Raw genomic sequence first — 13241 nt, forward strand, 5'->3', positions numbered from 1 at the left:
ATTAACAGGACTATCCCCCAACCTATCATGTTTTGGTTCTCTTCTGCTTAGAGGTGGGGAATTACAGCCCGTTAATACGTGATAAATATAAAAAAGGCCGATGCTTTCAACAGCAGCGGCCTTTTTACTTCAAAATACTTAGGCAGGATCTTTCCTCACTTTCTTCCTTAGCCAAGGCTGTGATTTCCAACGTCTAAAGGCAAATATTCCACGTACCCATTCATCTACACCTTGAGCTAGCCAGACTCCCAAAAGTCCTAGTCCAAGAGAAATCCCAAACACATAACTTAGCACTACCGCAAGTCCCCACATAGAAATGATCCCTATAATTACAGGGAACCGGACATCCCCTACTGATTTTAATGAACCCATCAAGACCATATTCACCGCACGACCTGGTTCTATAAATACGATTGCCCATAATACTGGAAGTGCAACAGCAATAATCATTGGATCCTCTGTAAATAACCCAAGAAGGCTTTCCCCAGTAAATGCAATAATAAAGGAAATAACTACTGAAACGAAAAAGGCAATCCGAAGTGTTTTTAACCCTCGCTTTAATGTTCTTTTATACTGTTTTGCCCCTATATAACGAGCAACTAATATTTGTGTCCCTTGTGAAATTGCCATGGTAAACATGAAACAGAACATTGAAATATTTAAAATATACACCCTAGCTGCTAAAGCTGCATCCCCAACTATTGCTACAAAGCTCGTTATCACGACTTGCGACAGTTGATAAGATAACTGTTCTCCCGCAGACGGAATTCCAATACCCATTAAATTTTTTGTGTTCGTCTTGTCGATCTTTAAAATATCATTGATTCTGTATCGAATCGCAAGGCGTTTATAAACGAAAAATAATAGCGCAAATACTAAAAATAACCTTGCAACAATTATTGAAATGGAGACTCCAACAACTCCTGTCACCGGAATTCCAAACAAACCATTAATCGCTATGAGGAAACCGATGATGCTAATCACATTCATCACGATCGTTACAAACATTGTCTCTCTCGTATGTCCATAACTGCGTAAAACTGCACTTAAAGCCAAAGCGACTGCTTCAAGACAAAGAGATAAGCCAGTAACAACTAAATAAGTATGCGCGTAACCATAGACTTCCCCACTTAGCCCATAAAAGTTTAGAAAGATCCCTCCAAATATAGCAACAATAATCGTCATACCAATACCAATCCAAAAGTTAAGTCCGAAAGCGGATCTTGCAATGGTACGAGCCTCTTTAATCTGGTTAGCACCTAAATTCTGACCGATTAGAATGGTTGCTCCAATCGCTGTTACGTTAAATACCAAAATAAATATGTTCATTATCTGGTTTGCAACACCAACACCCGCAACAGCATTATCAGAGTATCCACTCAAGATTAATGTAGCAATAATACCCACGCTCATATGAAGAGATATTTCAATAAACAGTGGCCATGTAAGGTTAAACAGCGACTGGTCCTGGTACTTATTTTTTTCAACACTCAATTTTGCTCATTTCTCCTTCACGCTAAATTTCAGTCATTAGAAAACTTGGCATTTGTTAAAGGAATTCTTAAGAAAGTGTTCTTTGCTTTCTTAGAAGCCTCTATACATTGGAGTGCAAGCCTTTAAGCCAATGCCTTAATTGCACTTATGCAGATTGAAAATTTTATATTTTTCTATCTGCCAACATAATTTTCAACCAATTTAATAATGATAGTGCATATTAACTAGAAATCTCCCTCTGTAATGTGAAACGCTTTGCTGCGGGGTATTAGCACATTAATGCTAAATGTATTCCAAAACCCATAAAAGAATGCAGTATTTGCATTAAAAAAGACCGTCTGAGAAATCGCAAAATCGCGACCTTCCAAGACAGCCTCATCTGCTATAAATTTGTTTCACTAGTATATTTCCCTAGGAAGAAGTGAATATTATCTCAAAATGTACTATTAGAATATTCTAACATAAAATTAAGCTAATTTCAATTTTTTATGATAACGTGTTTGTATATAATCTAGATGTTTCTAGTATACTGAATTCCTACTTCCTTACATACAAACGCTTATTATCTTCTACTCCACTTAGGCAAATTGCAGCAGTATCCTTTGTAATATCAAGCTCTAATGTCGAACCATCAACTGGTAGGGTCTCCTCAAATAGTTTTTCATATTCGGGAACAGTTACTTCCATTCTTGAATCAAATAAATGTTTATGATCATTGATGTGAAGATGCTCACGATAATCGGACTGTAGAATCCCAGTAAAAAATTCTCCAACAGCGCCTGAACCATAGCTGTATAAACCAACCCTTGATCCGGCTTCTAATCCCTCGTTAAGTTCAAGAAGCGATAACAAGCTTAAGTATAAAGATCCCGTGTAGATGTTTCCAACGTTTCGATTATATTGCGTACTTACTTGATAATTCGCAACCAATCTTTCGTTGTCTTCCTCTGTACCTTCATCTAAAATCGTACGTAACGCCTTTAATCCCATCTTTGTATATGGCAAGTGGTAACAAATTGCCTCAAAATCTTTCAATTCAAGACCTGACTTTTCTTTATACTGCTCCCAAACCTTCGAAAAGAAGTATATGTATTGCTCATTGGAAAACTTTCCATCAACAAACGCTTTGTCAGAGTAAATCGGTCTCCAGAAATCCATAATGTCATTTGTGAAATAAGCACTATGCTCTTCAAGGACCATGATTCTTGGATTTGCACTAATCACCATCGCAACTGCACCTGCACCTTGTGTGGATTCACCGGGGGTATTTAGACCGTACCTCGCGATATCAGAACCTATTACCAATACCTTGCTTTCCGGATTTAATGCAATATGCCCTTTTGCCAATTGAATTCCAGCAGTTGCACCGTAGCATGCCTGCTTCATTTCAACAGTACGTGCATGGGGATTTAACCCAAGTAAATTATGTACATAGACCCCTGCAGACTTCGAGTTATCAATACCTGATTCGGTACCAAAAATAACAAAATCAATTTTCTCTTTATCTGCCTCGTTTAAAATCCCAAGTGCAGCGTTCGCAGCCAATGTAACCGGGTCTTGTGTAATTGGCGGAATCGCCATTTTTTCCTGTCCAATTCCAACGGTGAACTTTTCCGGCTCTATGTCTCTTGCAACAGCTAATTTGTTCATATCTACATATAAATGCGGTGTATAAAAACCTATCTTATCAATCCCTATATTCAATGCCCTGCTCCTTTACAACTACCAAAATTTTATACTGTACTGTTTCGTGTAATAGTGCACAACTATTATTTTTTAAATTAAACAACAGTTAAATGATAATATAATGTATTACGAAAAACAACTCATTTGAAGTTAGATGGAAAGGTTTTCTAAACTACCGGATTAGCTAATTTGTCTGTATGATTGATTATCTATCAGCGCTCACGATGACTCATAATTTCAATCTCTTGTAGGGCCTGTGTTGCTAATTGATCAGCCTCACGGTTCATTTTCCGGGACACATCTTTATAAGTTGGGGCAATTCCAAGCTGTTCTAACTTTTGTTCAATCCGATTAATCCATGCTGCTAGCTCCTTTTCATAGCATGGCCATTCCCCATCCAACTGATGAATGACAACCTTTGAATCTCCAACAAATGTTACTGGTAAGTGGTGCACACCTAATAGCTCTAATTCAGTTAATCCTAAATGAAGCGCCGCATATTCTGCTTCATTATTATTTATAAGGTCTTCCACTAAAGCATTTTTTCTTATCCGATAGGCCTTTTCATTTTGCTCATAGTAAATGACACAGCCAAGACCTGCTTTATCTGTCTTCAAGTCAAATCCACCATCAAAATAGACAGTTATATCATGCGGTTCCGTTTTAATTTCTTCCATGTATTTCTTTAATTGCTTATAGGTCCAGCTTCTATCATTGCTATCAATAAATGTTAATTGCTTGATTCTTCCAGTTTTCTCCATGTCTTCAGCAATGATGACGGCTTGTCCAGCTTGCATCATATCTGAGCTAAGCATCGTCTCTAATCCCTTTTTTGTACGATATGTTAATTCCATTCTCATTTGCATAGATAACCCCCCCTTTTTACTTGGATATAAAACAAAATAAATGTCATAAAATCTGAATAAAACACATTTAATGAATGAACCTCTCATTCATATTATTTTATATTGTATCCTAAAATGCACATATCTTAGCAACACCACAAATTTGTTTTAATAATAACAAAAATGTATTTAATAAAACAATTCAATTGACAAAACTATAAAATTTATGCAAAATGGACTTAACAACTGAATATTCGTTATTTTCTTATCCAGAGAGGTGGAGGGATTTGGCCCTACGATACCTCGGCAACAGGCTTTTTTAAGTACTGTGCTAATTCCAACAAGCATTAATGCTTGGTAGATAAGAAGAGTAAAGTGAATAATACATACATGACCTCTTCTTTTCGGAAGGGGTCTTTTTATGTTTTCCCACCTTTTCTTATCACCACGAATACAATTTCCCACTAATGACAGCTTCAAAGGAGTGAATTAAAAGGTAGTGAAGAAAATGAAATGAGGTAATTGCTACTTTTAACGATAAAGGAGGACAGAAAAATGAGTTTATTAAGTGCTCTTGAAGAAAGGATCCTTATTGGTGACGGTGCAATGGGAACGTTGCTGTATTCATACGGCGTTGACCGTTGCTTTGAAGAATTGAATTTAACACATGAGGAACAAATTACCCGTATTCATCGATCATATATTGAGGCGGGATCCGATTTAATCCAAACCAATACGTACGGAGCAAATTACATTAAGCTTGCTCGTTATGGCTTAGAAGATCAAGTTAAAAAAATCAATACCAAAGCAGTGGAACTTGCTAGAAAGGCTGCTAAAAAAGACACTTTTGTTCTCGGAACTATCGGAGGGATACATGGCGCACAAGCATTAAATGATACAAAAGAAGAAATCAAACGAAGCTTTCGAGAACAGCTATATTGCTTACTGTTAGAAGGTGTAGATGGCCTTATTTTAGAAACCTATTACAATCTTGATGAGCTATTAACCGTATTAGAAATTGCCCGAGAAGAAACAACAATACCGATTATCACAAATGTCTCCATGCACGTACCAGGTATTCTTGAAAATGGTATCCAGCTAAAGGATGCTTTACAACGGCTAGAAGATACGGGTAGTAGTATTGTTGGCGTCAACTGTCACTTAGGTCCATTTCATATGCTGCAATCATTAAAAGATGTTCCATTGTCAGATAAGACATTCTTAGCGGCTTACCCAAACGCTAGTCTGCCAGCTTATCACGAGGGCAAGCTCGTTTACGAAAATAAACCTGACTATTTCACTCGATGCGCCGAAGATTTTCGCAATGAAGGTGTTCGCTTGCTTGGCGGTTGCTGCGGAACAACCCCTGAGCATATCAAAGGATTAGCGCAAGGAGTTCGTAATTTAAAGCCATTAACGGAAAAGAAGATTATTAGAAAGCCTTCCCCTATTGAAGTAACACGTAATCAGACGACTAAAGAGACCCCTTTAGTCGATATCGTAAAGAAAAGACATTCCATCATCGTTGAGCTAGATGCTCCGAAGCATCTGCAAACAGACGCATATATGGAAGGAGTGAAGGCATTAAAGAAGGCTGGTGTCGATGCAATTACATTAGCTGACAACTCGTTAGCATCACCAAGAATTAGCAATATTGCGATCGCCGAAAAAATAAAACAAGAGGTTGGGCTAAGACCTCTCGTTCACTTAACTTGCCGCGATCGTAATTTAATCGGGCTGCAATCCCATTTAATGGGACTCGACACGTTAGGGATTCATGAAATTTTGGCAATTACGGGAGACCCAACGAAAATCGGCGACTTCCCAGGTGCCACTTCTGTTTTTGATGTAACATCGTTCGATCTAATTAAACTAATCAAGCAATTTAATAAAGGGCTTTCCTTTTCTGGTAATTCCTTACGACGGAAAACTTCTTTCAAAGTTGGTGCAGCTTTTAATCCAAATGTGGCTCATCTTGATAAGGCAGTCAAACGAATGGAAAAAAAGATTAGCTATGGTGCCGATTATTTTCTAACACAACCGATCTTCAATAAGGAGCAAATCATACAGCTGCATGAAGCAACAGCGCACATCCAAACACCTATTTATATAGGAATTATGCCGCTGACATCAACAAGAAATGCTGAATTTCTCCACAATGAAGTACCAGGAATTAAATTAAATCACAATGTTAGAGATAGAATGCGCTTTGTCTCGAACGATCGAGACAAATCGATTGAACAAGGGATTTCAATAGCAAAGGAACTTATTGATGTATCCTTACGATATTTCCATGGTATCTATTTAATTACACCTTTCGCACGTTATGACATGATTATTCGTCTTATTGAATATATCCAGGAAAAAGTCCCCAAAAGTAACTTCGAGGAGGTGTTGTCAGCAACCCCGCACAGCCTATAGTAAGAATTAAGATGAAAACAAATGAGGAGGAAATGAAATGACAAATGTGATTAGCTCAAACTTAGGTTACCCAAGAATCGGGAAGAAAAGAGAATGGAAGCGCGCCTTGGAAGGATACTGGAATAAGCAATTATCCGAAAAGGAACTTTTAGAGAAAACTGATGCCATTAGATTCGCAAACTTAAAAAAGCAAAAAGAAATTGGTATCGATCTTGTACCGGTTGGCGATTTTACACTATACGATCACGTCCTAGATACTTCCGCTATGTTCGGTGTTGTACCAGATCGTTTTAACTATGATGGCGGAAAGGTTAACCTCGAAACATATTTTGCTATTGCTCGCGGTACAGAAAATGCGGTTGCCTCTGAGCTTACGAAATGGTTTAATACAAACTATCATTATATCGTTCCAGAGCTTGAAAATGTGACACCAACGTTAACAGAAAATCTCCCGCTAAAATTCTATAAAGAAGCAAAAGAAAAGTTAGGAATCGATGGGAAGCCTGTCATTTTAGGTCCAATTACATACCTAAAATTATCAAAAGGATACGAAGAAAATGATTTCTCTAACGTCTTGCAACGCTTTATACCTTTATATGTCCAACTATTAAAAGAGTTAGAGGAAGCCGGTGTCTCTTGGGTACAAATCGATGAACCGATTTTAGGAACTAATCTATCAAAAGAAGTTATCCAAAAAGCAAAACAAGTTTATGAGCAATTTCATAATGCAGCACCTAAATTAAAGCTAATTTTACAAACCTATTTCGAGCATATTATTCACTACGAAGAAATTATCGAGTTTCCTGTTCAAGCAATCGGACTTGACTTTGTCCATGGAGAGTCGCTAGAGCTTATCAAACAATTCGGATTCCCAGAAGATAAAGTACTCGCAGCCGGGATTATTAATGGGCGCAACGTTTGGAAGGCTGACTTGGAAGCTAAAACCGACCTGCTCGAAACAATCTATCAAACTGTTAAAAATAAGCAAATCATTATCCAGCCTTCCTCATCATTATTACATGTTCCAGTCACGAAAGAATCTGAAGCACAACTTGATTCCAATGTGAAGAATGGTCTGTCCTTCGCGAATGAAAAGCTTGATGAAATTGTAACACTTACAAAGGGATTACAAACTGGGAAACAGACAATCGTCCAAGAACTAGCTAGAAATAATAAGGAACTTGAACAGTTTAACCATTCTACACACAGAAATAATGAAATTGTTCGAAAGGAAGTCGAAGCACTAGGAATTACGGATGCACAACGTTCCTTACCATTCGCTGAACGAATTCAGAAACAGCATGAGGTCTTGCAATTACCATTACTTCCGACGACAACTATTGGCAGCTTGCCACAAACCCAGGAAGTTAGAAAAAAAAGAACAAAATGGCGTCAGGGAACAATTACAGAAGCTGAATATGAACAATTTATTAGAGATAACATAACAAAATGGATTCATATCCAAGAGAAAATTGGGTTAGATGTACTTGTACATGGCGAATTCGAACGCACAGATATGGTCGAATACTTTGGAGAAAAGTTAAACGGCTTTGGTGTGACAGAATTCGGATGGGTCCAATCCTACGGTTCACGATGCGTAAAACCGCCATTGATTTTTGGTGATGTTTCGTTTGACACAGCGATGACTGTAAAGGAAAGTATTTTCGCGCAATCCTTAACAGACAAACCTGTAAAAGGAATGCTCACTGGTCCAGTAACTATTCTAAACTGGTCTTTTGTCCATGACGACGTTCCAAGAGAAACGGTGCAAAACCAAATCGCTCTCGCTCTACGAAAAGAAATTAAAGCACTTGAGACAAGTGGAATTAAAATTATTCAAGTTGATGAACCAGCATTACGTGAAGGACTTCCACTAGATGAAAAAAAACAAAAAGCGTATTTAGATGCTGCAGTATATGCATTTCGCTTGGCAACATCTTCTGTTCAAGTTCAGACACAAATTCATACCCATATGTGCTACTCTGAATTCCAAAAAATCTATGATGCAATTGACGGTCTTGATGCAGATGTTATCTCAATTGAAACCTCACGTAGTCATGGTGAAATTATATCTGCCTTTGAGAAAAATACGTATGAGAAGGAAATCGGACTTGGTGTCTATGATATCCACAGCCCACGTGTTCCAGATAAAAATGAAATCAAACAAAATATTAGCCGAGCATTAAAAACGATTCCTACAGAGCAATTCTGGATCAATCCGGATTGTGGATTGAAAACAAGAAGCGAGGATGAAACAGTTGGAGCATTAAAAGCGATGATCCATGCTGCAAGGGAAATTCGCGAGGAACAATTGACTTTTCAAAAATAGCATCCAGCCGATTCATTACATTCAAATCCAAAAGCCCCTAAACGCAAATTAGCGTTTAGGGGCTTTATCAACTATTTCTCATTCGTTTTTAGACATATTTTGAATAAAACGCAATCCACCATTACTGCATCACAAATCTTGTCCTGCTATAGCCTTCTTTCATCTTTTTAACCTCCAGCATTGCAGGGAACATGCTTTTCAGCTCCTGCACATGGGATATAACACCAATCATTCTACCTGATTGCTGTAGGGCAACCAAAGTGTCAATTGCCTTTGTTAACGACTCTTCATCTAATGAACCAAAGCCTTCATCGATAAACATTGTATCAATCGAAATATTGCCTTGAAAGCTTTGAATAACATCAGACATGCCAAGCGCAAGTGCAAGGGATGCATTAAATTTCTCTCCCCCTGATAATGTTTTAACATCGCGGGTTTGCCCGGTGTACGCATCATAAACATCCAGTGCTAGTCCACTTTGCTTACCATGTGATTCTTGGCGATCACTTCTCGTTAGATAATATTGACCATTTGATAGCTCTCTCAATCTCATATTGGCTGCATCAATGATTTGTTCTAAATATTCGATTTGTAAATAGCGTTCAAAGGAAATCTTCCGATCATTTTGCCCTCTGAGCACATCATATAATTCAGATACTGCAGCTAACCGTTTCTCATGCTCTTTCACTTGGCTCTCCGCTTCCATAATTTGAACCTTCAAATCAATTGCTCCTTGATAGCTATCTTTTGAACGATTCCAAGTACTTAAAGCAAGCTCGTATGCTTGTTTTAATTCATCTAGTTGCTGCTTGAGGGCCGTTAAATCGATTCTTGATTTTTCTTTTAACACCTCTTTCAAATCAGCGACCTGTTCAGTTAACGTAGATAGACTTTGTTTAAATTGATCAATCTCATTTTTCAATATCTGTTGATCTGGCGGAGACATTTTCGCCTCTCGATATACTTCAATAGACTCGAACCCAGCATTTAGCATTGCTTCATGAAACTGATTCTCTGCTAGCTGCCTTTTCTTGTTCGTTTCGTTTAGCTGTGCTTTTGCATGCGTTCGATTTGCAGTAACGCTTGTCTGCTCTTCTTTCGCCTTTTGCAATCCAGATTGAGCTTGTTCCCACTCTTTCTCTAGCACTACTTTCATTTCTCTTGTTTCTTTTAATTGTTTCTCTAGCTCTGTTAGTACCTTCACTTCATCTGGAATATTACGTAAGCGTTCTTCATAAACTGCTTTTTTCGATTCATAAGAAGTTACCAAATCTTGATATACTTTTTCAAACTGATCTCTTTTTGGTTCTAATTGTTTAATTTCAATAGCTATATTTTCTTGAATCTCTTTTTGTTCCTCTAACTTCTTGCGTTTTTTATCCAATTCCGTTACGTCAGCCGCTAGCTTTTTCCCTTCTTCTACTAATTGTTCAAAAATGGACGAAACAGATTCAAGAGGTATCGTGCATTTCTTTATTTCTGTTTCCTTTTCCTGTAACTGGGATAGTTTTGCCTTTAGATCAGCTAAAGTATTCCGGTATGAATCATCCTTTATGTCTAAATCTTTTTTCAATGTTTCCAGTTGCTCTTTCGTAAAGGCGTCCTTCTCCATCGTCGCTTTATTCGGATGTTCGATACTCCCGCAAACCGGGCAAGCTTCTCCATCATGCAAATGATTTGCCAACACAATTGCTTGATTAGCAATCCACGCTTCTTCTTGGCGCTGATACTGTTCCTTCGCTTTTGAAAAATGCTCTTTTTTTAGTGTAACAGCTTTTTCCAGCTCATCTTTTTGCTTTGATAGATCAATATAACCTTGCAGCAGCTTTGCACGTTCCCTCATCTCGAGCAGTTGCTGCTTCTTATCATGATATTGGTTTACAGCCTCCTCAAGCTGCTTGATTTGAATTTGACATTTTTCTGCCGCTTCTCTTTTGGTTTTAATCTCTTTTCTGATTTTTTCCAAATCAGCTCTAGTCAGCTTTCCCTCTCGAACAAGCTGATCTAATTCACCCTTTTGCATGTCGATATCTTTTACAATAGGTAGATAATCCGTTAATCGATCTAGTTTTTTTCCAGTTTCTTCTCTTACATCTTTTTTATTTTCCGCTTCCTTATAATAGGATGTCGCTTGCTCAAGTTTTGTATCAGCATGCTTCTTAGCTGCTTCTGCATTTTCTAATACACGTTTTTTTTCAGCTGCTTCTTTTTGCCAATCCGAGACCTGCTTTTCATAAATTTCAATCGTACTAGCTCGTCCTGCTGCTTCCAACTGTTTTTCTTTTGCAGCGAATACTGGGACTTGCTCTTTTTGTTGCTTCAGACGCTTTTCTTTTACATCCAATTCATCAAACCGCTCATTTAGTGCATGTGCTTCATGGAAAGCATTTTGCTTCTCATCGTGTTTGCGATACGCTGCATCATAGGCTTTTTCATCAATCTCGATTTGCCTAAGATAATAATCAGCTTCCACTTCCAGCCCTGCAACTATTTGTTGTGTATGGTAATGTTCTGCTGATAAAACATTAGTTAAAAGAGAATCCTCACGTTCTGGCAATACCGAATAAATCGTAGTTATATAGTGATCAAGCGTCTGCCTTACTTGGTTATATTGCTGCTCCACTGTGTTTTTCTTATTTTTCAGCAACTCACTAAGATGTTTATAGTGCTCTGTTTTAAAGAGCCTTCGTAATATAGCTTCTTTATTTTCTGTATCCGATGTTAGCAGTTTACGGAATTCACCTTGTGGCAGCATAACAATTTGTTTAAACTGGTCTTGTGTTAATCCTATAATCGCTTCTACCTTTTTATTTATTTCAGAAACGATTTGTCTATCAACACATGGAATCTCTTTGTCGTCTATTTTTTCAAAGAACTCATAACGTTCACCTGTTTTTGATTTGTTTCCTTTTTTCACATGACCTAACTGCCGGAGTATGCGATACACACGTCCGTTTAAAGAAAACTCCAATTCTACAGCTGTATGGGTATTATCATCGGCAAAATCACTGCGCAATGCCTTTATATCTTCGCGATCCGAACCACTTGCACTGCCATATAATGCAAAAGCAATGCCATCAAAGATTGTTGTTTTCCCCGCACCAGTATTACCAGATATAACAAATAAATTCGTCTTATCCAGCTCTCTAAAATCTACGGTTTCTGTATTTTTATACGGACCAAATGCCGTCATTGTTAACTTTAGTGGCTTCAACTGGTTTTTACTCCTTTCTGCTGTATCGCCTTAATTCGTTAGAGATGCTTTCTGTTTCGGTATTACTTTTGTTTCACTTGCATCTTTTAGAAGTTGATCTAATGTTTCTTTAAAAATAGCTTCCATTTCTTCTGTTGCACGATTACCTTTTACTTCATTATAAAATGCCTGAAAAAGATCCATGTCACTCATCTTGCTTCGATTAATCGAACGATCTTCTGCCTGCGCAAGAGGTGTGACAGAATAGTTTTTACGTTCCACATGCATCGCGTTCGGATAGACAGATCGCACCTTTTCCATCGGCGACAATACCGGAGTCTCATCCAATAACCGAACAAAAACATAATCTTGATTTATTGGGTGATTTAATAAATCATCTATGTATGCTTCAACGGTACGAATATCTCTCCTCGGTTTCAAGAGACGTTTTTCAACTGTGGCATTTCCTAAAGAATCCATCTCGACAATATGAAATCCTTTTTTATGATGCTCCTCGGATAAAGAGTATTTTAAAATCGATCCAGCATAACGAATTTTCTCATCCATTACATAATGAGCCTGATGCAAATGCCCTAATGCCGTATAATGAAATGGCATATAGTGTTCACTAGCAACATATTCTGCACCACCAATTGAAAGCGGCCGCTCCGAATCACTTGTATTTTCTTCTTCTTTCGCATAGGGAGTCACAAACGCATGACCAATAGCAACATGTCGGGCATTGGCATCCATCTGCATGGTAATTTGTTCGATAATCTTTTTTGTTGCGTCATCATGTGTTCGGATATCCTCATCTTCCAAAACATTCCTTACCACACTTGGGTCGCAGTACGGAATGAGGTGAAAATGCACCTCTCCAAATTCGTCTTCTAAAACAACTGGCTCTATATGGTTTGTCAGATTACCGACAATATGAAAACCATGATGTTTCATTAAACTGCTCCCAAAATTCAACCTGCTCGGACTATCATGGTTACCTGCTATCGCGATTACAGGTGTTTTTAATCGATGCACAATTGTCTCTAAAACTTCGTCCAATAAGTGAACTGCTTCAATTGGCGGAACCGCTCGATCATATAAATCACCTGCGATAATGACTGCATCTGGTTTTTCTTCCTCCACTGCTTGAATAAGTTGTTCTAATACATAACGTTGATCTTCGGTCATATAAATTCCCTGGACAAGTTTTCCTAAGTGCCAATCCGCAGTATGAAAAAACTTCATTGTATCTCCCCTCTCCAGTACACTAGAT

Annotated in this window: 7 protein-coding genes and 1 riboswitch; of the genes, 2 read left to right on the forward strand and 5 right to left on the reverse strand. The window is 38.0% G+C overall.

Going from position 1 to position 13241, the window contains the following annotated elements:
* Window positions 1-138: 138 nt before the first annotated feature.
* The 3 genes from NST46_RS18510 to NST46_RS18520 form a co-directional block, all read right to left on the reverse strand.
* Window positions 139-1494, reverse strand: coding sequence for an MATE family efflux transporter (locus NST46_RS18510; RefSeq protein WP_095307434.1), 1356 nt, complete (start codon window positions 1492-1494; stop codon window positions 139-141).
* A gap of 537 nt (window positions 1495-2031) precedes the next feature.
* Complete coding sequence (locus NST46_RS18515; protein ID WP_095307435.1) at window positions 2032-3198, reverse strand: hydroxymethylglutaryl-CoA synthase; 1167 nt, start codon at window positions 3196-3198, stop codon at window positions 2032-2034.
* Between the two features lie 194 nt (window positions 3199-3392).
* Window positions 3393-4046, reverse strand: coding sequence for a reverse transcriptase-like protein (locus NST46_RS18520; RefSeq protein WP_341137567.1), 654 nt, complete (start codon window positions 4044-4046; stop codon window positions 3393-3395).
* Between the two features lie 241 nt (window positions 4047-4287).
* Window positions 4288-4393, forward strand: a riboswitch (SAM riboswitch).
* A 187-nt stretch (window positions 4394-4580) separates the two neighbouring features.
* On the opposite strand from NST46_RS18520, the gene NST46_RS18525 reads away from it, so the two are divergent.
* Entirely contained in the window at window positions 4581-6446 is a 1866-nt protein-coding gene (locus tag NST46_RS18525) for a bifunctional homocysteine S-methyltransferase/methylenetetrahydrofolate reductase (protein ID WP_341137568.1), read from the forward strand.
* Window positions 6447-6483: 37 nt separating this feature from the next.
* Window positions 6484-8775, forward strand: a complete 2292-nt coding sequence (metE, locus tag NST46_RS18530) for a 5-methyltetrahydropteroyltriglutamate--homocysteine S-methyltransferase (protein WP_251659977.1) — start codon at window positions 6484-6486, stop codon at window positions 8773-8775.
* Window positions 8776-8896: 121 nt separating this feature from the next.
* Here metE and NST46_RS18535 read toward each other — a convergent pair whose 3' ends face one another.
* Complete coding sequence (locus NST46_RS18535) at window positions 8897-11989, reverse strand: SMC family ATPase (RefSeq protein WP_341137569.1); 3093 nt, start codon at window positions 11987-11989, stop codon at window positions 8897-8899.
* A 30-nt stretch (window positions 11990-12019) separates the two neighbouring features.
* On the reverse strand, window positions 12020-13213 hold the full coding sequence (locus NST46_RS18540) for an exonuclease SbcCD subunit D (RefSeq protein ID WP_340001805.1): 1194 nt from the start codon (window positions 13211-13213) through the stop codon (window positions 12020-12022).
* Between the last annotated feature and the right edge of the window lie 28 nt (window positions 13214-13241).

It is taken from the genome of Oceanobacillus sp. FSL W7-1309 (assembly GCF_038002145.1).
Classification (GTDB): Bacteria; Bacillota; Bacilli; order Bacillales; family Amphibacillaceae; genus Oceanobacillus; species Oceanobacillus profundus.